Origin of the sequence: Pantoea sp. BRR-3P (genome assembly GCF_039621635.1) — a bacterium.
In the GTDB taxonomy this organism is placed as follows: domain Bacteria; phylum Pseudomonadota; class Gammaproteobacteria; order Enterobacterales; family Enterobacteriaceae; genus Pantoea; species Pantoea floridensis.
In genome coordinates, this window is record NZ_CP155066.1 from 2,165,530 (window position 1) to 2,188,100 (window position 22,571).

General features: G+C 55.0%; 20 protein-coding genes. 13 read left to right on the top strand and 7 right to left on the bottom strand.

Features of this window, described 5'->3' with window-relative positions; genetic code table 11:
• Positions 1-18 precede the first annotated feature (18 nt).
• Complete coding sequence (oqxB, locus tag AAGR08_RS09975) at positions 19-3,171, top strand: multidrug efflux RND transporter permease subunit OqxB (protein ID WP_097094038.1); 3,153 nt, start codon at positions 19-21, stop codon at positions 3,169-3,171.
• Positions 3,172-3,283: 112 nt separating this feature from the next.
• Here the strand turns inward: oqxB and AAGR08_RS09980 are convergent, their stop codons facing one another.
• The gene (locus AAGR08_RS09980) at positions 3,284-3,769 is read right to left on the bottom strand and encodes an Rrf2 family transcriptional regulator (RefSeq protein WP_008110154.1); all 486 of its coding nucleotides are present in this window, start codon (positions 3,767-3,769) and stop codon (positions 3,284-3,286) included.
• A 572-nt stretch (positions 3,770-4,341) separates the two neighbouring features.
• Between AAGR08_RS09980 and AAGR08_RS09985 the strand changes: the two genes are divergently transcribed.
• The 3 genes from AAGR08_RS09985 to AAGR08_RS09995 are packed head-to-tail and all read left to right on the top strand — an operon-like array spanning position 4,342 to position 5,580.
• Complete coding sequence (locus tag AAGR08_RS09985) at positions 4,342-4,914, top strand: hypothetical protein (protein WP_345826778.1); 573 nt, start codon at positions 4,342-4,344, stop codon at positions 4,912-4,914.
• Between the two features lie 16 nt (positions 4,915-4,930).
• A complete protein-coding gene (locus AAGR08_RS09990) occupies positions 4,931-5,167 on the top strand; it encodes a hypothetical protein (protein WP_097094040.1) in 237 nt (78 codons plus the stop codon).
• A complete protein-coding gene (locus tag AAGR08_RS09995) occupies positions 5,164-5,580 on the top strand; it encodes a hypothetical protein (protein ID WP_345826779.1) in 417 nt (138 codons plus the stop codon). The genes AAGR08_RS09990 and AAGR08_RS09995 overlap by 4 nt, the downstream gene beginning before the upstream one ends.
• 1 nt (position 5,581) lies before the next feature.
• Here AAGR08_RS09995 and AAGR08_RS10000 read toward each other — a convergent pair whose 3' ends face one another.
• Positions 5,582-6,775: an MFS transporter gene (locus AAGR08_RS10000; protein WP_345826780.1), complete on the bottom strand. Its 1,194-nt coding sequence runs from the start codon at positions 6,773-6,775 to the stop codon at positions 5,582-5,584.
• Positions 6,776-6,932: 157 nt separating this feature from the next.
• On the opposite strand from AAGR08_RS10000, the gene tus reads away from it, so the two are divergent.
• The 4 genes from tus to AAGR08_RS10020 all read left to right on the top strand — a co-directional run bounded on the left by tus (position 6,933) and on the right by AAGR08_RS10020 (position 9,760).
• Positions 6,933-7,862, top strand: a complete 930-nt coding sequence (gene tus / locus AAGR08_RS10005; protein WP_345826781.1) for a DNA replication terminus site-binding protein — start codon at positions 6,933-6,935, stop codon at positions 7,860-7,862.
• 92 nt (positions 7,863-7,954) lie between these two features.
• Entirely contained in the window at positions 7,955-8,518 is a 564-nt protein-coding gene (locus AAGR08_RS10010) for a fasciclin domain-containing protein (RefSeq protein WP_097094044.1), read from the top strand.
• A gap of 43 nt (positions 8,519-8,561) precedes the next feature.
• Positions 8,562-9,116 (top strand): sigma-70 family RNA polymerase sigma factor, encoded by a 555-nt coding sequence (locus AAGR08_RS10015; RefSeq protein ID WP_345826782.1) that lies wholly within the window; start codon positions 8,562-8,564, stop codon positions 9,114-9,116.
• Positions 9,113-9,760: an anti-sigma factor gene (locus AAGR08_RS10020; RefSeq protein WP_345826783.1), complete on the top strand. Its 648-nt coding sequence runs from the start codon at positions 9,113-9,115 to the stop codon at positions 9,758-9,760. Before AAGR08_RS10015 ends, AAGR08_RS10020 begins: the two co-directional genes overlap by 4 nt.
• 51 nt (positions 9,761-9,811) lie before the next feature.
• Here the strand turns inward: AAGR08_RS10020 and fumC are convergent, their stop codons facing one another.
• Positions 9,812-11,209 (bottom strand): class II fumarate hydratase, encoded by a 1,398-nt coding sequence (gene fumC / locus AAGR08_RS10025; protein WP_345826784.1) that lies wholly within the window; start codon positions 11,207-11,209, stop codon positions 9,812-9,814.
• A 197-nt stretch (positions 11,210-11,406) separates the two neighbouring features.
• On the opposite strand from fumC, the gene manA reads away from it, so the two are divergent.
• Positions 11,407-12,582: a mannose-6-phosphate isomerase gene (gene manA, locus AAGR08_RS10030; protein WP_345826785.1), complete on the top strand. Its 1,176-nt coding sequence runs from the start codon at positions 11,407-11,409 to the stop codon at positions 12,580-12,582.
• A 130-nt stretch (positions 12,583-12,712) separates the two neighbouring features.
• On the top strand, positions 12,713-14,212 hold the full coding sequence (locus AAGR08_RS10035) for a YdgA family protein (protein WP_345826786.1): 1,500 nt from the start codon (positions 12,713-12,715) through the stop codon (positions 14,210-14,212).
• A gap of 28 nt (positions 14,213-14,240) precedes the next feature.
• Here AAGR08_RS10035 and malI read toward each other — a convergent pair whose 3' ends face one another.
• Positions 14,241-15,269 carry a Mal regulon transcriptional regulator MalI gene (gene malI, locus AAGR08_RS10040; RefSeq protein ID WP_097094050.1) on the bottom strand — a complete coding sequence of 343 codons (1,029 nt, stop codon included), beginning with the start codon at positions 15,267-15,269 and terminating at the stop codon, positions 14,241-14,243.
• A gap of 174 nt (positions 15,270-15,443) precedes the next feature.
• On the opposite strand from malI, the gene malX reads away from it, so the two are divergent.
• The 3 genes from malX to add all read left to right on the top strand — a co-directional run bounded on the left by malX (position 15,444) and on the right by add (position 19,325).
• The gene (gene malX, locus AAGR08_RS10045) at positions 15,444-17,030 is read left to right on the top strand and encodes a maltose/glucose-specific PTS transporter subunit IIBC (RefSeq protein WP_097094051.1); all 1,587 of its coding nucleotides are present in this window, start codon (positions 15,444-15,446) and stop codon (positions 17,028-17,030) included.
• Positions 17,030-18,208, top strand: coding sequence for a MalY/PatB family protein (locus tag AAGR08_RS10050; RefSeq protein ID WP_345826787.1), 1,179 nt, complete (start codon positions 17,030-17,032; stop codon positions 18,206-18,208). The genes malX and AAGR08_RS10050 overlap by 1 nt, the downstream gene beginning before the upstream one ends.
• Before the next feature lie 118 nt (positions 18,209-18,326).
• Positions 18,327-19,325 (top strand): adenosine deaminase, encoded by a 999-nt coding sequence (gene add / locus AAGR08_RS10055; RefSeq protein ID WP_345826788.1) that lies wholly within the window; start codon positions 18,327-18,329, stop codon positions 19,323-19,325.
• 142 nt (positions 19,326-19,467) lie between these two features.
• Here add and AAGR08_RS10060 read toward each other — a convergent pair whose 3' ends face one another.
• The 3 genes from AAGR08_RS10060 to araH form a co-directional block, all read right to left on the bottom strand.
• Complete coding sequence (locus AAGR08_RS10060; RefSeq protein WP_097094054.1) at positions 19,468-20,508, bottom strand: oxidoreductase; 1,041 nt, start codon at positions 20,506-20,508, stop codon at positions 19,468-19,470.
• A gap of 77 nt (positions 20,509-20,585) precedes the next feature.
• Positions 20,586-21,503, bottom strand: a complete 918-nt coding sequence (araC, locus tag AAGR08_RS10065; protein ID WP_345826789.1) for an arabinose operon transcriptional regulator AraC — start codon at positions 21,501-21,503, stop codon at positions 20,586-20,588.
• A 66-nt stretch (positions 21,504-21,569) separates the two neighbouring features.
• The gene (araH, locus tag AAGR08_RS10070) at positions 21,570-22,556 is read right to left on the bottom strand and encodes an L-arabinose ABC transporter permease AraH (protein WP_345826790.1); all 987 of its coding nucleotides are present in this window, start codon (positions 22,554-22,556) and stop codon (positions 21,570-21,572) included.
• Between the last annotated feature and the right edge of the window lie 15 nt (positions 22,557-22,571).

The following is a 22,571-nucleotide window of genomic DNA, read 5'->3' on the forward strand; positions in this document are numbered from 1 at the left end:
CCTTCGAGACTGCCTTTTATGGATTTCTCCCGCTTTTTTATCGACCGACCGATCTTCGCCGCGGTGCTGTCGATCTTGATCTTTACCACCGGACTGATCGCCATTCCGCTGCTGCCGATCAGTGAATACCCCAACGTGGTGCCACCCAGCGTGCAGGTGCGCGCCGAATACCCGGGCGCTAACCCCAAAGTGATTGCAGATTCCGTGGCGACGCCGCTGGAAGAGGCCATCAACGGGGTGGAAAACATGATGTACATGAAGTCGGTGGCCGGTTCTGATGGCGTGCTGGTCACGACCGTGACCTTCCGTCCAGGCACCGATCCGGATCAGGCGCAGGTGCAGGTGCAGAACCGCGTAGCGCAGGCCGAAGCGCGTCTGCCGGAAGAGGTGCGCCAACTTGGCCTCACCACGCAGAAGATGTCGCCGACGCTGACGCTGGTAGTGCACATGTTCTCGCCGCACGGCAAGTACGATTCGCTCTATCTGCGTAACTACGCCACCCTGAAAGTGAAGGATGAGCTGGCGCGCCTGCCGGGCGTTGGTCAGATTCAGATCTTCGGTGCCGGTGAATACGCGATGCGCGTATGGCTCGATCCCAACAAAGTGGCGGCGCGAGGCTTAACCGCTTCCGACGTGGTTAGCGCGATGCAGGAGCAGAACGTGCAGGTCTCTGCCGGTCAGCTTGGTGCGGAGCCGCTGAAGAAGCAGAGTGATTTCCTGCTGTCGATCAACACCCAAGGTCGTCTTGAGAGCGAGGAGCAGTTTGGCAATATCATTCTGAAAACCGCCGACGACGGCACGCTGGTGCGCCTGCGCGACGTGGCGCGTATCGAGATGGGTTCCGGTAGCTATGCGTTGCGTTCGCAGCTGAATAACAAAGATGCGGTCGGGATTGGTATTTTCCAGGCGCCGGGTGCCAACGCCATCGACTTGTCCAACGCGGTGCGCGACAAAATGGCCGAGCTGGCCACCCGCTTCCCGGACGATGTGCAGTGGGCCGCGCCTTACGATCCCACCGTATTCGTGCGTGATTCGATCCGCGCTGTAGTGCAGACATTGTTTGAAGCGATTGTGCTGGTAGTGCTGGTGGTGATTCTGTTCCTGCAAACCTGGCGCGCTTCGATCATTCCCCTGCTGGCCGTGCCGGTTTCGGTGGTCGGTACCTTCAGCATCCTCTACCTGCTGGGCTTCTCGCTCAATACCTTGAGTTTGTTTGGCCTGGTGTTGGCGATCGGTATCGTGGTGGATGACGCCATCGTGGTGGTAGAGAACGTTGAACGTAATATCGAACAAGGTTTGTCACCCACCGCGGCGGCGCATCAGGCGATGCGGGAAGTATCAGGACCGATTATCGCCATCGCGCTGGTGCTGTGTGCGGTGTTCGTACCGATGGCCTTCCTGTCGGGCGTGACCGGTCAGTTCTACAAGCAGTTTGCTGTGACCATCGCCATCTCCACAGTGATCTCGGCGATTAACTCGCTGACGCTCTCTCCGGCGCTGGCGGCGCTGCTGCTGAAACCGCATAACGCGGCGAAAGATATGCCGACGCGCATTATTGATCGCCTGCTCGGCTGGCTGTTCCGTCCGTTCAACCGCTTCTTCCAGCGCAGTTCAGATGGCTATGAATCACTGGTGGGCAAAACGCTGCGTCGGCGCGGCGCGGTGTTTGGCGTTTACGTGCTGCTGCTGGCCGGTGCGGGCTTTATGTTCCATACCGTGCCTGGCGGCTTTATTCCGACGCAGGATAAGTTGTATTTGATTGGCGGCGTGAAAATGCCGGAAGGTTCTTCGCTGGCGCGTACCGATGAAGTGATTCGCAAGATGAGCGAAATCGGCATGAATACCGAAGGCGTGGCCTATTCGGTCGCTTTCCCCGGTCTGAATGCGTTGCAGTTTACCAACACGCCAAATACCGGCACGGTGTTCTTCGGCCTGAAGCCATTCAACGAGCGTAAGCGTAGCGCGGCGGAAATTAACGCGGAGATCAACGCCAAGATAGCTAAAATTCAGCAAGGCTTCGGCTTCTCAATTATGCCACCGCCGATTTTGGGTCTGGGACAAGGTTCTGGCTATTCGCTGTACGTGCAGGATCGCGCTGGACTGGGTTATGGGGCGCTGCAAACCGCCATCAATACCATGACGGGCGCAGTGCTGCAGACGCCGGGCATGATGTTCCCGATTTCCTCCTATCAGGCCAACGTGCCGCAATTGGATGTGCAGGTGGATCGTGACAAAGCCAAAGCGCAAGGCGTGTCGTTGACCGAGCTGTTCAGTACGCTGCAAACCTATTTGGGATCGTCGTACGTTAACGACTTCAATAAGTTTGGACGTACCTGGCGCGTGATGGCGCAGGCGGACGGTGATTTCCGTGATAGCGTGCAGGACATTGGTAATCTGCGTACCCGTAACGATCGTGGCGAGATGGTGCCGATTGGCAGCATGGTCAATATCACCACCACTTACGGCCCCGATCCGGTGATCCGCTACAACGGCTATCCGGCGGCGGACCTGATTGGTGATGCCGATCCGCGCGTACTTTCTTCAGCGCAGGCGATGCAAAAGCTGGAAGAGATGTCCACGCAGGTGCTGCCGAACGGGATGAATATCGAGTGGACCGATCTGAGCTATCAGCAATCGACGCAGGGCAACACCGCGCTGATTGTGTTCCCGGTGGCGGTACTGTTGGCCTTCCTCGTGCTGGCGGCGCTGTATGAAAGCTGGACGCTGCCGCTCGCGGTAATTCTGATCGTGCCGGTGACCATGCTCTCAGCGCTGGTCGGCGTGTGGCTGACCGGCGGCGATAACAACGTGTTTGTGCAGGTTGGCCTGGTGGTATTGATGGGGCTGGCTTGTAAGAACGCGATTCTTATCGTCGAATTTGCGCGCGAATTGGAGATGCAGGGCAAGAGCATTGTCGATGCGGCGCTGGAAGCCTGTCGTCTGCGTTTGCGCCCCATCGTCATGACTTCCATCGCCTTTATCGCCGGTACTATTCCGCTGATTCTGGGCGAAGGCGCGGGTGCGGAAGTGCGCGGCGTGACCGGAATTACGGTGTTCTCAGGGATGTTGGGCGTCACGCTGTTTGGTCTGTTCCTGACGCCAGTGTTCTACGTGACGCTGCGTAAGCTGGTGACGCGCAAGCAGCCACAAGCGGAAGTGCAGACGGCGTAAACGTTAAGTGTGAGATGAACAATCCGGGCCAAGGTGCCCGGATTTTTTATGGCTGGAGTTCGGCGAAAAAAAAGGTCGCCACGGATGGCGACCCTACGGGATTGGTGCGGTTTTAGCGACCTTTTTTACACAGGTCGGCGAGTTCGAGGTCGGGCAGCTCTTCACAATTGCTGGTGTCGTTATGCTTCAGCTCGGCCAGCGCATCCGCCACGGTGCGGGTTTCCAGCACTTTCAACGAGGCTTCTTCAGCCTCTTCAGCAATCGATTTGAAGTACCAACACAAGTTGGCGCTCACCAGGCAACGTGGAGCAACGTCCGGACGTGAGGCCCAGAGCTTTTTGTCCTCTATCACAGAGGTGTAGATGTCACGCAGCGTGATTTCAGCAGCCGGACGCCCCAAATGAATGGAGCCAGTGCGGCCAAGCGTTGAGACGATGATGCCATCTCGCGTGAGCGGAACCATCAGTTTCCGAATGAAACTGGGATTCGCTTCAAGACCATACGCCAAAATGGCACTGGTCGAGCGTTTACCCAATTGCTCCGCCATCGCTACGCTCAAAACCATCTGCAAAGCTGTCGGGAAGCGGTAATCAAGCATTTCTATATCCTGAGTTGCGGTTATCTTGTTGTTTTTATGCCGCGACAGTGAGTAATCAATGAGCAATAAATATAACAAACACTGTTGCTTTTTAGAAGGGCCAAATAGTACGACATGTGGTTATAACGCATGCCGGAGCGTCATTAAATAACCTTTATTATCAATAAAATAAATCAATATCAGATGCTTATTCCGCCTCAATTATCAGATGATGATAAAGGCATAAAATGCAAACTTGATCTCACTTACCGCACTATCAGTTCATCCTGTCCAGCGTTATCCGTTCTCAACTCCTCTACCAAACTTCATTCAAGACAAGGTGTTTCTATAGAAGAAACAATTCAATTATTTTTCTTTGTAAATTAAGTACCTATACTCTTTGACCAAAAGTGCGATTTGTGATGTTGATCACGATCAATATCGCGCAAATCGCCAATCGATTTAATGCTGTCAGACGAAGGCCGTTAGCGACATTTTTCAGCGAAAATTAAGTTCTGGTGAAAAATAAATTTCCCCGCTAGGCGAACGTTAAATACACCGTTCTTTCAGCATAAAAATTATGGAAATACAGAATGAAAACTTCATTGAAATTCGCTGTTATCGCTATCGCTGTTGCCACTTCGTTCAATGCGTTCGCTGATACGAAAATAAGTAATACGTTATCAGGGCCGTCCGCTGAATCATTTGGTCAGAATTATGTGAACGCTAAAAATGAAACCAGCCAAACAATGAGCAATTTTGGCAAATCATACATCGATGCTAAAAACGGCGTTCAGTCCTCTTATGTAAAAAACGATCCTACTGGCACACCTTTAGCAGCGGGTTCTATCAACGTCAGTGCGGGCAGCCTGCCAGCGAACACACCGGTTAACGTGCAATCGAATGATGGAAAAATAACCACTGTTGCGGCTTCGACTCTCTCTCCCGCGGTACAGGTCTCTGTTCCACATGTTGATGCCATCATCAACAGCCCGTCATTGAAAGGTGGACAACAAAGCCACGACCATGGACATACGCACAATGGTGGCCAGGGCAATGGTGAAAGCAACGCAGCGAACACTAACAGCGCACACGGCATGGGTGGGGCAAACCACATTGGCGGCGGCGCTGCACAATCAGGTAGCCAGAACGTCGGTCATTGGTGAGGCCATCACTCCTGATATGAAGCGTAAATTTAGAACCATTGAAAAAAGCATTAAGGCCGAACACCTGCAGCGTGGACAACGACTCATTGCGCATGAAGGTTTCACTCATCTGATTGATGGACTGGAGTGGGACGACAAAAATCAGGTTATTTCAGTGATAGTCGAAGGGCAGCGCTGGAAATATCGCTATTGGAACATCGTCTCTATTCAAATTCAGGAAGAAGAGGATGCGTCAGAAAGGAATGCGCTATGACAGCAAAAATATCTGTTGCCAAAGCCGCTGCGGTTGTTGTCCTTGCGCTGCTCATTTTGCTGGGGATCGTGCAGATGACATATTTACGCCATCTGCCGCATGGCAGCGATCTGTTCAACGCCGCACTGCTGGTTGAGCTGGTGAATGCCTTTCTCATGTGGAAATTCGCGACGGCGAGCAATTGCTGGACGCTCTATTCCTGCGCAACATTTTTCATTGTAATGATGATTATTGGCCTTTGTTTTATGGCATATGGCGAAAATATCACCGGATTGTCTTTTTTTACCGTCACCGGTATCGCAAAGCTGGTCTTAATAACTATCGGCAATCTGGTGGTTTGGGGGGCTCTGCTGACCCCGTTCCGTCTGAGCCGCCGTGCGACAGCATTGGCAGCGGCCAGATCGAAATTTTGATTTATATTTTCTCCTGCACTGCCAGGCTGGCGCGCGGGAGTTTTTGCTTTAATAGCACCACCAACAACACGTTACACAGCGCCAGCAGGCACAGTAACCACAGCGTGGCATTGGCACCAAGATGCTGGAAGACGTAGCCACCCACCAGCGGGGTTAAAGCCTGGCCGATCAACGCCGGGCGGGCCATCCGCCCTACCACTATCGCGTAAGCTTCGGGTTTCACCATTACCAGCGGCAAGGTTCCACGCACGATGGCACGTAAACCGTTGCCGGCGCCGTATAACACCATACTCAGCACGGCAAACTGCGGATAACACGCTAGCAGCAATAAGCCGAGCGCCACTAAGCCTACCGAGAAAAAAGTGGTCCAGATGGGATGACCACGCTTAAACGCGATATCGACAATACGCGAGCCAACCTGACACGGCCCCAGAATGGCGCTGATGGCTAAAGCCGACGTCAACGTGTGTCCGCTGGCTTGCAGCAACGCGATCAGCTGCACGGAGATGGCTGTCATGATCACTGAAGCGAGGGTGAATATGCTGCACAGCAGCCAGAACAGCGTTGAAGATAATTCGGTGCCATCAGCTGAGGTTTTGGGCTTTGCCGTAGAAATTTTAGGTTCTGGCGCGGGCAGCGCATAAAAATACGCAGGCAACACCAGCAGGCACAACATTCCCGCAAGGGTAAAACAGGCGCCGCGCCAATCCAGCCAGTGAATTAGCAGTGCAATGCCTGGCCACACAAGGGTGGTGCAGAAACCGGAAATCAGCGTGATGCCCGTGATAGCACCGCGCGCCTGGCCGCCATACAGCGTTCCAAGCGTGGCAAACAGCGCATCATAAAGGCCCATCGCCATACCGATACCGATGACCAGCCAGGCAAAAAGGAACAGCAACAGATTATGGCTTAGGCCCATAATGATCAGCCCCAGCGCCATCACCGCCCCACTCCCGGCGAGCAATAGACGTCCATAGGAACGGGAAATCAGACGGCCACTTAAGGGTGCCAGCAAACCGGAAACCAACATACCGAGTGATAACGCACCATAAACCCATTGTTGCGACCAGCCGGTTTCCGCCACGATAGGATTGGCCATTACCGCCATTAAATAGAAAGAACCGCCCCAGGAAAGAATTTGAACTAATCCCAGCGTAATGATAGCGGGAACAGGGGGCTTTGGCTGAGAGGTCACGACAGTTTTCCGTTAGCAGGCAAAGCATTGTTATAACACGCTAATCCTGGCGGAAAAATCCCGACCTTTCCTGCTCAGCAAAATTGTGCGCCCTTCTGGCAGATTGGCACCAGAGCGAGTATGCTTATTAGCATGTTGTAACTATAATGAGGTTTTTATGGCGCGCTATGATTTGGTGAGCGATTTACATGAATGTGTGAACGCATTGGAGCGGGGTTTAAATGCTTTACGCCAGCAAGTTGAACAGCAACCGTTGCTGATCGCCCGCGTGTTTAGCCTGCCGGAAATTGAAAAAGGCCGCGAAAATGATGAAATTGAACGCATTGCGGTGACGCAACATTTAGGTAAAACCGCGCGCGACATGGCGCTGGCCCACTACTGCCGCCTGTTTATGCAACATCAATCGGAAAAACTCAGCACGAAAGCCGCCGTGCGCTTGCCGGGTGCGATCTGTATTCAGGCCGACGGTGATATCCACGATCGCATCACCCAACAGGTGGCAGAAATCAATGCCCTCAAACTGCGGCTGGAACAGTTAATTACCGTAGAGTCCGGCTTACCAAGCGAGGCGCGCTTTGAGTTTGTCCACCAACATCTGCGCGGCCTGATTACTCTCAACGCTTACCGCAGCGTGACGCTACTCAATTCGCCGGATAGCCTACGTTTCGGCTGGGCGAATAAAAACATTATCAAAAATGTCACGCGGGATGCGGTGGTCGAACAGCTGGAACGCAGCCTGAAGGCCAATCGTGCCCAGGCACCGTGGACGCGGGAACAATGGGCGGAGAAAGTTCAGCAAGAACTGGAGGCGCTTCTCGCGTTACCGGTTGGCGCCAAACTGAAAATCAAACGCCCGGTAAAAGTACAGCCGATTGCTCGCGTATGGCGCGCCAGCGTTAAAAAGCAGGTCCAGCTTGCCTGCCCCTCTCCCCTACTGGTGCTGTGTCGCGATAAAACCCAGGTACCCATTTTGGGGGAACTGCTGAACTATGATGCGGAAAATGTCGCGTATCGCCACAAACCGTTGGCTCAGCCGCTACACCTGATCATTCCGCGCCTGCATTTATGGAGCGACAGGTTGGCATAAAAAAAGATCAAAATGCGTGCATCCAATTCGCCACCTTCTCTCGTATATCCAGATGTGAGCAACTTCTTCGCTCCCTTCTAAGAGGATTTATGATGAAAAAGCTAATGAGCATTGCAGTCGTATCCGGCACCTTACTGTTCACCGCGGGCGCATTTGCCGCCATGGACAATGGCTCGGTGATGGTAGGCGGAGCCGCGATGTACCCGCAAAAAAACATCGTCGAAAATGCGCTTAATTCCAAAGATCACACCACCCTGGTGGCGGCAGTCAAAGCAGCTGGCCTGGTAGAAACCCTCGAAGGCAAAGGGCCGTTTACCGTCTTTGCGCCAACCAATGCGGCTTTCGCTAAACTGCCTGCCGGCACCGTTGATAATTTGGTCAAACCGGAGAACAAAGCCAAACTGACCGCGATCCTCACTTATCATGTGGTGGCCGGTAAATACGACATGCAAGCGCTGGAGAAGAAAATTAAGCAAGGTGGCGGACATGCTGAGCTGAAAACCGTAAACGGCCAGCCGCTGTGGATCATGAACAATGGCCCGCACAACATTCAGCTGAAAGATGGTCAGGGCAATGTGGCAAATATCAGCACTTATGACGTCAATCAGAAAAATGGCGTAATCGATGTGATTGATACCGTATTGATGCCTAAGTAATTGCCTATACTCGGATTGGGCGTTTTAGCCAACCGGGATAAATATGGACGCAAAGCTGACTGAACGGCTAGAGAAATTATTGCCGGCGATCGCTAAGGGCGATCGCCGCGCTTTTGAGCAGCTTTATCGACTCACTTCACCGCACCTTTACGCCCTCGCCTTACGGATGTTGCGCCAGCAAGGTTGGGCTGAAGAGGTGCTGCATGACTGTTATCTCACCATTTGGAACCGCGCAGCATCTTATGATAGTGCCCTTAGCGCCCCAATGACGTGGATGACGCACATTGTACGTAATCGTTGTATTGACGGTTTGCGAAGTGGGCAAGCGCGCGCGGCACTGGCCACCGAGGTATTTAATGATGAGCTACAGATCGCCGAAGAACAGGATCGCAATAATTGGCACGATCCGGCGCAAGCCAATCGCCTGCGACACTGCATTAGCCACCTGAGCAGCGAACAGCAGCAAAGCATCACGCTCGCCTATTATCAGGGGATGTCACACAGTGATATTGCCGCCTGGCTGCAGCAGCCGATTGGCTCGGTAAAAAGCTGGATCCGCCGCGCGCTGGAGCATCTGCGGGAGTGTGTGGGCCTATGAACGATAGACAACAACGTGATGATGCGTTAGCCGCAGAATATGCGCTGGGAACATTAAGCGGCCTTGCGCGTTTGCGCTTCGCGAGAAGGCTGCACACTGAGCCGGAACTCGCGGCTAGCGTGGCGCGCTGGCAGACCTTGCTGGCAGGGCTCGATAGTCAGCTCGCGCCCATCACTCCGCCAGAAAAAGTGTGGAAAAAGATTACGCTCAGCTTGCCTGAGAAACCTGTGGTGCAGGCTAAACGCTCCTACGCTGGTTGGATGGTGGCCGCCAGTATTGCGGCGATTGCATTGATCGTTCAGCTTTTTTTGCAGCCCGCAACGCTCTCGCCATTAACCGTGTTGAGCGACACACAGCATCGTGAACGATGGGTGGTAAGTGCTGATAACAAACTTAAGCAACTGAGTTTGACGCCGCTGCATCCGATCGCGGTCGCCTCCAGCAATAGCCTTGAACTGTGGCTGATTCCGGCCGGCAAAGCGCCGATTTCGCTGGGCTTGCTCAACAGCAATACTGCCACCGCCATTGCGCTAAACGATCGCGAACTTACGGGCACGGGCATCATTGCCATCAGCCTGGAGCCGCAGGGCGGATCGCCTACCGGTCAGCCAACCGGACCGGTGTTGTACAGCGGGCAGCTGTAGCATAAAAAAAGGCCGTTCAGATGAACGGCCTTCATAACAGTTAGCGGCAGATTACTGCTTCATGCTGCCAACCATCTCCTCCGGACGTACCCACTCGTCAAACTGCTCTTCAGTGAGATAACCCAATTTCAGCGCCGAACCTTTCAGCGTCAGGCCCTCTTTATGGGCTTTCTTGGCGATTTCCGCCGCTTTGTCGTAACCGATATGGGTGTTGAGCGCGGTAACCAGCATCAGCGACTCGTTCAGCAACTGATCGATACGCTCGCGCACCGGCTCGATACCGATCGCGCAGTGGTGGTTAAAGCTGTCCATGCCGTCGGCCAGCAGGCGCACCGATTGCAGGAAGTTGTGGATCACCATCGGGCGGAAGACATTCAACTCAAAGTTGCCGGATGCGCCGCCAATGTTTACCGCAACATCGTTGCCCATCACCTGACAGCACAGCATCGTCAGCGCTTCGCACTGCGTTGGGTTTACTTTGCCCGGCATAATAGAGCTGCCCGGTTCGTTTTCCGGGATAGCGAGTTCGCCAATACCGCAGCGCGGGCCGGATGCCAGCCAGCGGACATCGTTGGCAATCTTCATCAGCGAGGCTGCCAGACCTTTCAGTGCGCCATGCGCGTGCACCAGCGCATCACAGGTTGCCAGCGCTTCGAACTTGTTCGGCGCGGTAACAAACGGCTGTTTGGTCAGTTCGGCCAGCGCTTTTGCTACGCGCACTGCGTATTCTGGATGCGTATTCAGGCCGGTACCGACGGCGGTGCCGCCGAGTGCCAGCTCCGCCACGTGTGGGATACTGTTTTCGATGTGCTTGAGATTGTGCTCCAGCATTGCGACCCAGCCGGAGATCTCCTGGCCCAGCGTCAACGGCGTTGCATCCTGCAGGTGGGTACGACCAATCTTAACGATGTCTTTAAATGCCTCGGATTTCTCACTCAGCGTCTTTTTCAGTACATGAATCTGCGGAATCAGCTGCTCCCGCACGGCGATGACCGCGGCCACGTGCATGGCGGTGGGGAACACATCATTCGAGCTTTGGCTTTTATTCACGTCATCATTCGGATGCACCAAACGGGACATGCCGCGCTCGCCGCCCAGAATTTCACTGGCGCGGTTAGCCAACACTTCATTCATGTTCATGTTGGTCTGGGTGCCGGAGCCGGTCTGCCAGATCGCCAGCGGAAACTCATCACTGTGCTTATCAGCCAGTACTTCGTCAGCGGCTTTCAAAATCGCTTCTGCACGATCGGCAGGCAGCAGGCCGAGATCCTGATTGACCTGAGCTGCCGCACGCTTGGTCAGCGCCAGCGCATGCACCAGTGCCACCGGCATCTTCTCGGTTGAGATTTTGAAATGCTCCAGCGATCGCTGCGTTTGTGCGCCCCACAACTTATCTGCCGGTACTTCGATCGGTCCCATTGAGTCTTTTTCAATGCGATTGGCTGCCATGACTACGTCTCCTTAGCTCAGATTTTGAGGTTTCCGCTCCCAACGCCTTCCCGCGGCGCTGCAGAACGAGCAAGATTGTCACATACAAGAATTTAACATTATGCGAGCCTATCGCGTTTATTGCACATGTTCGTGTATTTTCTATGGCACTTTCTGCTTTAATAAGCCTATTTACTTACGGTTATTAAGGGTAAACGATGCAAAAATTGAACAATTCGCTGCAAAATTACGCCTGGGGCAGCAAAACTGCACTGACTGAACTTTACGGCATTGAGAATCCGCAGGGATTGCCGATGGCAGAACTGTGGATGGGCGCGCACCCGAAAAGTCCTTCAACCGTGGAGATCAACGGTGAAGCGCGTTCGCTGCGTGAGGTGATTGATGCCGATAAGCCAGCGACGCTGGGCAAAGCGGTCGCTGAACGGTTTGGCGAGCTGCCCTTCCTGTTTAAAGTGCTGTGCGCCGATCAGCCGCTGTCAATTCAGGTCCATCCCAGCAAAGCCGCCGCTGAAGAAGGTTTTGCGCGTGAAAATGCGGCAGGTATTCCGCTCAGCGCCGCCGAACGCAACTATAAAGATGCCAATCATAAGCCGGAGCTGGTGTATGCGCTGACCTCCTTCCAGGCGATGAACGGCTTCCGCGAGCTGCATGAGATTGTCTCGCTGCTTGAACCAGTAGCCGGTGCGCATCCGCAAATCGCGCACTTCCTGGAAAATGCCAACGAAGCCAATCTGGCCAAACTGTTCGCCACGCTGTTGTCCTTGCAGGATGAGGCGAAATCGCGCGCGATTGGCGTATTGAAATCCGCGCTGAATGCCCGTGAAGGCGAACCATGGCAAACCATTAAAGCGATTGCCGTCGATTATCCGGACGATAGCGGGCTGTTTTCCCCGCTGTTGCTCAATGTCATCACGCTGCAACCAGGCGAAGCGATGTTCCTGTTCGCTGAAACGCCGCACGCCTATCTGAAAGGCGTGGCGCTGGAAGTGATGGCGAACTCCGATAACGTGCTACGCGCCGGTCTGACGCCGAAGTTTATCGATATCCCGGAACTGCTGGCTAACCTGAAATTCCACGCAAAACCGGCGGCGACGCTGCTGACGCAACCGCAGCGCGACGGCGAAACGCTGAATTTCCCGATTCCGGTGGAGGATTTTGCCTTCGCTATCCATGCGCTCTCAGCGGCGCCGCAGGCCCTGGCGCAAAACAGCGCTGCCCTGCTGTTTTGTATCGAAGGCCAGGCGGTGATTGAGAAGTCTGGTCAACAGCTGGTGCTGAAGCCGGGTGAATCCTGTTTTGTCGCCGCCGACGAGTCACCGGTGAGCGCAGCAGGTACCGGACGACTGGCGCGCGTGTTTAATACGCTGGAGTGATCCGGCTGACGCTTGCAGCATTAACTGCTATTCTTTCAAACTATTAATTTAAAACGCCTGCGGGCGTTTTTCTTCACCCGTCGCGCACCGACCAGCGGCGTGCGGACGCAAGGATAAGGACGACACAGCGATGAAAAAGACCAAGGTTGCCGTAGGTGTGATTGTGGCGCTCGGCGTGATTTGGACTGGTGCTTCATGGTTTACCGGTAAACAACTGGAAAGCCACATGGATGAGATGTTGCAGAATGCCAATGCGCAGCTGAACGCTTACGCGCCCAATAGCCGTTTGACGCTTAGCTATCAGGATTATCAGCGTGGCGTGTTCAGCAGTAAGACCAAACTGGTGGTGCAGGCCAGCTCGCAAACCAATGACAATCCGCTGTTGAAGCCTGGTCAAAGCATCGTGCTGAACGAGACCATCGATCACGGTCCTTTCCCGTTCGCCCAGCTGAAACGTGGCAGCCTGATCCCAAGCATGGCGTCAGTGCACACCGAGCTGGAAAACACCGATGCGGTGAAGAAGTTATTTGAACTGACTAACGGTAAATCACTGGTTAACGCGGATACCCGCGTGGGCTACAGCGGAGCCACCGACACCGATCTCAACCTGTTAGCCGTGGATTACAATAATGCGCAAACCGGCGATCGTCTGGCGACCAACGGCGGCACGCTCAACATCAGCGCCGACAGCAAAGGCGATAAAGTCAGCCTTGATGGCGATTTCTCCAGCATTGCGGTAACCAGTAAAAATCAGGTCGACATGCCGGTGCTATTCACACTGAATGGCCTGAAACTGAGCGGTGATACGCATCTCAGCCCGGAAGGCGTGCGCGTGGGCGATCAATCGGTTTCCCTCGATAAACTGAATGCCAGCATCAACGGCCAGGAAGGTCTCTCGCTGGAGAACCTGAAAACCACCTCTTCCTTCGATAATAAAGACGGCAAGATTGGCGGCAAGCTGGACGTCAACGTTGACAAAATCACCCTGCAGAAGCAGCCGTTTGGTGAAGCCAAACTGGCGATGACGTTCGCGCAATTCGATGCGCAGGCCGTGAAAGCCTTCTCCGACACCTACAATGCCCAGATGCAGGATCTGCTGAGCCAGCCGGGCGTAGCGGAAGATCCGATTCGCTATCAGGCCAGCGTGCAAACTATCCTGCGTAACAACCTGCCCACGCTGTTAAAAGGCTCGCCAACCTTAAGCATTGCGCCGCTGAGCTGGAAAAATGACAAGGGCGAAAGCAGCTTCACTCTGAACCTGGGCTTTAACGATCCGGCTACCGTGACCGGCGAAGCGCAAAGTTTGGGGGCCGCAGTGGATCGCGTGCTGAAAACCCTCGACGGCAAGCTGACGGTTAATATGCCAATGGCGACCGAAACCATGCGTCACGTTGGTTTGGCGGAAGGCTATCAGGGCGACGATGCGCAGAAATTGGCGGACCAGCAGGTGAAAGGTTTAGCGGCGATGGGCCAGATGTTCCGCCTGACGCAGCAGCAGGATGACAACATCGTTACCAGCCTGCAGTACGGCAACGGTCAGGTGACGATGAATGGCGATAAGATGACGCTTGAGCAGTTCCTGTCACGCTATATGCTGGGTGCGCCAACCAGCGAAGGTATGCCGGAGTAATCATTCGTGGGCGGTCGACCGGCCGCCCTTACGCTTCCCCACGCACCAGCTGGGGCGGCACGATCAAACTTTGTATTTCCGCTTCCGGCTGTGCCAGTCGCTGCATCATTCGTTCGGCCGCTCGCCTTCCCACGTCCCGCGCTTCGCTGCTGACAAAGGTCATGGTGGGATCGTGCAGCTCGCGCTGCGGATCGTCGTTGAATCCAACCAACGCCAGCTGCTGTGTGTAATAACTGTCTACCGCCCCTTCGCCAAACGTTCGCCCACAGCGCAGTGCACCAAAATAGCAGCCGAGCGCGGTGCTGCCGTTGTGCGCCAGAATCGCCGTGATGCCCGGATGTTGCCGTAATAACTCAAGCGTCAACGCCGAGACGCTTTGCTGACGATCGTCGCACTCAATAATCCAGTCAGATCGAAAAGGTAAGCCGTACTGCAGCAAGGTGGCACAATAGCCGCCAATCCGTTCAGCGCGCGTCAATGACGAACCTAATCCGCCCATCCAGGCGATGCGTTGATGTCCCTGTCGAATCAGATATTCGGTGGCCATACGCGCGGCCTGGCTGTTGTCGGGACGTAACGAATCGACATTGTCCAAACTGCTGGCGCGCGCGGCGCAGACTAAAGCAATGCTCTGCTCCTGCGCTAACGGTACCAGCGTTTCCGCCTGTGCTACCGCACCGCCGAGCACAATACCCTCCGCACCCTGCGCCACCAGCGTATCAAAGCACCGTTTAAGGTGCTGCCCATGCTGACCGCTTTGCGTTAGCACCAGCACTTTGCCCTGTTGCTCGAGCACTTCGCTGAGTCCAGCGGTCATCGCCGCATAAAACGGTTGGCTGAGATCGCGCACAATCAAGCCGATCACGCCGCTTTCACCACCGCGCAAAATGGATGCCGAGCGATTGCGGACGTAGCCGAGCTGTTCAATCGCCTGGTTGACGCGTGTGGCTGTGGCGGGTGAGATGCGCCCTTTTCCGGAGAGCACCAATGACACGGTTGAGACCGAAACCCCGGCGACCAATGCCACGTCATGAATAGTGGTTTTCTGCTGGGACATAGCGTTCCGTTACCAACGTCCAGATACAAAGGGCTAAAACGTTACACTGATTTCATCAAAAATAAAGTCTGCAATTAGTCACTCTTTGTGATTATAGCCACAAAAATAAGTGATAAAACGTTTTATCATCCTTGACCACATTGAACACCTTCCTTTTTATTGCCAGGAGAGAATATGCCCGCTAGCCGTCCTAAAATGTCGCTTTGGGAGTTTTTCCAAAGTCTGGGTAAAACCTTTATGTTGCCCGTCGCCCTGCTGTCGTTTTGTGGCATTCTGTTAGGGATTGGCAGTTCACTCAGCAGCCACGACGTACTTACGCTGATCCCACTGCTCGATCAGCCGCTGCTGCAGTACCTGTTTATCTGGCTGGCGAAGATCGGTTCTTTTGCCTTCAGCTACCTGCCAGTGATGTTTGCTATCGCGATTCCTCTGGGCATGGCGCGTGAGAACAAAGGCGTCGCGGCTTTTGCCGGCTTTGTCGGATATGCGGTGCTGAACCTGAGCATCAATTTCTGGCTCAACATCAATGGCATTCTGCCCACCACCGATGCGGCCGTGCTGAAAGCCAATAACGTCCAAAACATCCTTGGCATCCAATCGATAGATACCGGTATTCTCGGTGCGGTGATTGTTGGCATCGTGGTGTTCTGGCTGCACGAACGTTTCCATAACATTCGCCTGCCGGATGCGTTGGCGTTCTTTGGCGGGACGCGCTTTGTCCCGATCGTCACGGCGATGGCCATGGGCGTGCTGGGCTTAGTGGTGCCGCTAATTTGGCCATTCTTTGCGCGCGCCATTACCGGCCTTGGCTGGGTGATCAACAGCGCTGGTGAATTTGGCCCGATGATCTTCGGTACCGGTGAACGTCTGCTGCTGCCGTTTGGCTTACAACATATTCTGGTGGCGATCATCCGCTTTACCGATGCTGGCGGCACGCTGGATGTGTGCGGCAAAAGCGTCAGCGGCGCATTAACCATTTTCCAGGCGCAGCTTGCTTGTGCGGACACGCACGGCTTTGCCGAGAGCGCCACACGCTTCCTGTCACAGGGTAAAATGCCGGCCTTCCTCGGTGGCTTGCCGGGCGCAGCCTTGGCGATGTATCACTGCGCGCGCCCTGAAAATCGCCACAAGATTAAAGGCCTGCTGATTTCCGGCGTGGTGGCTTGCGTAGTAGGCGGCACCACGGAACCCCTCGAATTCCTGTTCCTGTTTGTCGCGCCAGTGCTGTATCTCATCCACGCGCTGCTGACTGGCTTAGGCTTTACCGTCATGGCGATACTCGGCGTCACCATCGGCAATACCGACGGTAACGTGATCGACTTCTTCGTCTTTGGTGTGCTGCATGGTCTCTCAACTAAATGGTATTGGGTGCCAGTGATTGCTGCGGTGTGGTTCGTGGGTTATTACGCCATCTTCCGTTTTGCGATCAGTCACTTCAACATCAAAACGCCGGGCCGCGAAGTTGAAACTAACAGCGTTGCGCAGCAGGTTAGCCGTGCGAGCGTAGGTAAATCTGGCTTTAATACGCCGGCGATTCTGTCAGCGTTGGGCGGCGTGGAGAACATCGCCTCGCTGGATAACTGCCTGACGCGCCTGCGTTTGACCGTCGTCGATATGAGCAAAGTGGATGACGCAGCGTTGAAAGCTAACGGCGCGATTGGCGTGGTGCACGTTAATCAAACTAACCTGCAAGTGGTGATGGGGCCGCAGGTACAGTCGGTGAAAGACGAGATGGCGCACCTGATGAGCGCAACGGTGTAATGATGCAGGATTTCGATTTTAATCACGTGGTCGATCGCCACGGCAGCTGGTGTACGCAGTGGGATTTCGTCGCCGATCGCTTCGGCGTGGCGGACTTACTGCCCTTCACTATCTCCGATATGGATTTCGCCACCGCCCCGTGCATTGTTGCGGCGCTCCGGCAGCGACTCGAGCATGGCGTGTTCGGGTACAGCCGCTGGCAGCACGCTGATTTTCTCTCCGCACTTCAGCACTGGATGCGCAGCCGTTTTCATACTGAAGTCCCGGCAGAATCATTCGTTTATGGTCCGTCAGTGATTTATATGGTGGCGCAACTGCTGCGCCACTGGACGCAGACCGACGATGAAGTGCTGATCCACACGCCCGCCTACGATGCGTTTTACAACACCATCAACGGCAATCAGCGTCACGTGCTGGAACTGCCGCTGCAGCGTCACGGTAACCAATGGGTTTGTGACATGGCACAGCTGGAAACGCTGCTGGCACGCCCGCGCTGCAAAGTGATGCTGCTTTGCAGTCCACATAACCCAACAGGAAAAGTGTGGCAATTGCAGGAGTTGCGGCAGATGGCGGCGCTGTGCGAACGGTACGGCGTCAAGGTTATCAGCGATGAAATCCATATGGATATGGTGCTAAGTGATATGCCACATACGCCATGGAGCCAGGTGGCAACTTCCGATTGGGCGCTGTTTACCTCGGCTTCCAAGAGCTTCAATATTCCGGCGCTGACCGGCGCGTGGGGCATCATTCCCAACGAGCACGATCGTCAGGTATGGTTTCGCGCGTTGAAGCAACAAGACGGCCTCTCCTCGCCGGCGGTGATGGCGATCGCGGCAACCATCGCCGCCTATCGTGATGGCGCACCGTGGCTGGATGCGTTGCGCGCTTACCTGCGCGGCAATATGCAACATATCGCCCTGCGCCTGAATGCTGAGTTTCCGCAGCTCAACTGGCAGCCGCCCGCTGCCACTTACCTGGCGTGGATCGATCTTAATCCGCTGGACGTTGATGAACAGGCGCTGCAACAGCGCCTGATACAGCAACACAAAGTAGCGATCATGCCTGGTTCGACTTACGGTACGGCGAGTCGCGGTTACCTGCGTCTCAACGCCGGTTGCCCGCGCAGCAAACTCGATGATGGGTTGGATCGGCTGATCGCCGGGTTAACATCGTTCTAAAATGCCACGGATGCTGATTAATTCAGCATCCGTTTTACTGTTTGCGCAAATCGCTGGCGCTGTTGCGCAAGATGTTTTTATAATCCTCTGCACTTTATGAAACTTAAGCGAGTGCGCCATGATTGATCTTAAACTCCCCCTCACCGACATTCACCGCCACCTTGATGGCAATATCCGCGCACAAACCATTCTCGATTTAGGTCGCCAGTATAATCTCGCGCTGCCCGCCGATTCACTCGATGCATTGCGTCCGCACGTGCAGGTTACCGCCAATGAGCCGGACCTGGTGAGCTTCCTGCAGAAACTGGACTGGGGCGTGAAAGTGCTGGGCGATCTTGATGCCTGCCGTCGCATTGCGCTGGAAAACGTCGAGGATGCGGCGCGTGCCGGTATTCATTATGCGGAACTGCGCTTCTCGCCGGGCTATATGGCGATGACGCACAACCTGCCGATTGCCGGCGTGGTTGAAGCGGTGATTGACGGCGTGCGTGCCGGTATTGAGCAATACGGTGTCGATGTGCGCCTGACGGGCATCATGAGCCGTACGTTTGGCGAAGAAGCCTGCCTGCGTGAGCTGGAAGGTTTACTGGCGCATCGCGATGGCATCACTGCGGTCGATTTGGCAGGCGACGAGCTTGGCTTCCCGGGCAGCGAATTCTTAAGCCACTTTAATCGTGCACGCGATGCCGGTTTCCGCATTACCGTGCATGCCGGTGAAGCGGCGGGCCCGGAGAGTATCTGGCAAGCAATTCGTGAACTGGGTGCTGAACGTATTGGTCATGGCGTTAAAGCGATTGAAGATCGCGCGTTGATGGATTTCCTGGCCGAGCAGCGCATCGGGATTGAATCTTGCCTGACGTCGAATATTCAAACCAGCACGGTGTCGTCGTTGAATAACCATCCGCTGAAAACCTTCCTGCAACACGGCATTCTCGCCACCATTAACACTGACGATCCGGCCGTTCAGGGCGTTGAGTTGGCACATGAATATGAAGTGGCGGCGCCGCAGGCAGGATTAACCGCTGAAGAGATGCGTCAGGCACAGGACAATGGCGTGACCATCGCGTTCCTGAATGATGCAGAAAAAGCAGCGCTGCGCGCACGCGTAGCGGGCTAAAACATTCCCTCTCCCGCATGCGGGAGAGGGTTAGGGTGAGGGATAAAGCGCACGGAGTCTTCTTTCCCTCACCCCGGCCCTCTCCCAAAGGGAGAGGGAGTAAAGCGAGTATCAGCGCTCCCAACGGAAAGGTAGTAAGCGATTATCGCAACGACATCGTCTGGCGCTTCTCGGCAGACTGCAAGCCCAGCTCGATCAACTCCATCACCTGAATCGCCTCTTCCGCCTGCACCGGATTGGCACCGGTACCCGCAATCGCATCGCGAATGCCTGCATAGTACGCCGGATAGTTGCCTGGCAGCGTTAGCAACTCTTTTTCGACCATCACATCGCCTTCCGCCAGCGTCAGCGTGCCGTTGCGCATGTCATAGCCCCAATCTTCCTGCGGCGGCCGTTCACCTGCTTTCAGACGATCTTCCTGCGGGTCAAGACCATATTTGACGTAGCTGCCGCGCGTGCCGTGTACCACGAAGCGCGCAGATTCTGCCGCCACCAGCATGCTGGCATGCAGCACCACGCGGCGGGTGGGATAGGTCAGCACCGCATGGAAGTAATCGGTGGTTTGTGCGCCTGGACGCAGCTCCGCCATATCCACATTGATAGCCACCGGCGTTCCGAACAGCTGCAAAGCCTGATCCAGCACGTGCGGTCCAAGATCGAACCAGATACCGCTGCCCGCACCTTTCATTTCGCGCCAGCGCTGACGCACTTCCGGACGGAAGCGGTCAAAGTGGGATTCAAAGTAGCGTACTTCGCCCAGCGTTCCCTCGTTAAGCAGATTTTTCAGCGTCAGGAAATCACTGTCCCAGCGGCGGTTATGGAACACTGATAGCAGCAGACCTTTGGCCTTTGCCAGCGCATCCAGTTCGCGAGCTTGTGACAACGTCACGGTAAAGGGTTTATCGACCACCACATGTTTACCGGCGTTCAGCGCCGCTTTGGCTAACGGGAAATGGGTGTCATTCGGGGTGGGAATAACAATCAGGTGCAGTGTCGGGTCATCCAGCAGCGCTTGTGGATCGGAAACCACCTGCACTGAAGGCCAGTCTGCATGCACTTTGCTGGCATCGCTGCTTGAGATCGCCGCCAGCTCAACATCCGGCGTACCGGCGATCAAGGGTGCATGAAAGGTTTTGCTGGCAAAACCGTAGCCAATCAGGCCGACACGTAATTTATCGCTCATTCTCATTCCTCTTGTTCGTTACCAGACTGATTTAAGACGAATCAGTCTATAAGAACAAGGCGGAATCACCTGAAAACTCAGGAAATAGCACTCCGTGCGGATTGCCAGCTCTCATGCGCCACTAAAGCATCCTGCGCATCCTGACTGCGGCGGCGGAAATCACTGGGGCTAACACCCACGCGTTTGCGGAACACGCGCGAGAAATAGAGTTGGTCATCGTACCCCACTTCACGCCCCACCGAGGCAATCGGTTCCTGGGTGGTTTGCAGCAGCAGCTTGGCGCGGATCACGCGCTGGTCCTCACGCCAGCGCAGTAGATTAATCCCCATCTGCTCACGGAACAGGTGTGCCAGACGTGACGGCGATAAACAGACGTGGCGCGCCACCTCTTCAATCTTCACCTCGCCCGCCAGATGATTGGTGACGTACTGACAGGCTTCAATCACGCGCGGATCGCGAATTTGCTGATGGCTGCGCGGATCCTCTTCCACTGCACGCAGCAGCAAACGCTCCAGCAGATTCATCGCCAATTCTTCGGCGAAACGGCGCCCGGAGTTGTGCGTCTGTTCGATACTGGCAAACAGGCGATCAAACTCGGCGCGCTGAGCTTCCGACAAACGTAACCGCCCGACGCCCTGACTTTCATCCTGCCACTGCAGCCAATCCGTCCAGTAAGCGCGTGGACGGAAATAGACCCAACGATGGAACCAGCACGGGCTATCCGGCGCGCGGCCATAATAGTGCGGCGTTTTCGGTTGAAACAGCAGCAAATCACCGGGTTCACAATCGAAAGCCGATTCACCATCGAACACGCGGCCCTGGCCCTTGATCGTCAGGTTCAGAATGTAGCCTTTCATGCCGTGCGGACGGTCAATAAAGAAATCCAGCGCGTCGTTGGCGTTAATCGGCGTCAATCCCGCCACCAGCCAGGCGTTAAAGGGATAACCCGGCAATAAGGGATTCTGCTGCTCACTCGGGGGTTCACGGTGGTACATAGTGCCCTCACTTTTCGCGTGAAATGCGCTGAGCGCGCCCTAAATGAGTCGCTCAGCCGGGGGTTATCAGGCGGCTTTATTTTTCTGTTTGTAACGGTCAAAAATCACCGCCGCTAACAGTATCAAACCGCGCACCACATACTGTGAGAATGGCGAGATATTCAATAAATTCATCGCATTCTCAACCGTACCGAGAATCAGCACCCCCGCCACCACGTAAGAAATTTTGCCGATGCCGCCTTTCAGCGAGACGCCGCCCAGCACGCAGGCCGAGATGACGATCAACTCATAACCGAGTGAGGTCATCGGCTGGCCGCTGGTCATGCGTGAAGCCAGAATGATCCCCGCCGCCGCCGACACCAAGCCGGACAGGATAAAGATAATGATGCGCGTACGCACCACCGGCACGCCCGCCAGACGGGCAGCCTCCTCGTTGCCACCTATCGCCAGCGTATTACGACCAAACGTTGTTTTATTCAGCAGGAAGCCAAACAGCACCATGGTCGCAATTGTAAGCCAGATGGGCGCGGGCACGCCGAGCCAGTTGGCGTAGCCCAGCGTAAAGAAGCGCTCATCTTCGATTCCCACCGCTTTACCGTCGGAGAAAATGTAGGCCAGGCCGCGCACAATCTGCATGGTGGCCAGCGTGGTGATTAAGGCGTTGATTTTCAGTCGGGCGATAACGAAACCGTTGATAAAACCCGTCGCCATGCCCAGCAATAAACCAGCTGCCACGCCAATCCACAGGCTTTCGGTCATGTTGATCACCACGGCGGTGACCACACCGGCGCAGGCGATCACTGAAGCCACAGACAGATCAAAGTCACCAGACGCCAGGCAGAACAGCATGCCGCACGCCACCATGCCGGACATCGACATCGCCAGGCCGAGCCCTTTCATGTTGATGATTGAACCAAAGTTCGGCACAAAAATGGCACAGACGATAAACAGCAGCGCGAACACCACCAGCATGCCGAAGTTGTCCCAAATTCGCCCCAGCTGCAAGCCATTGCGCTGTACCGGTGGCGTGTTGGAAGTGGTAGATGAAGCCATTATTGCTCTCCTTTA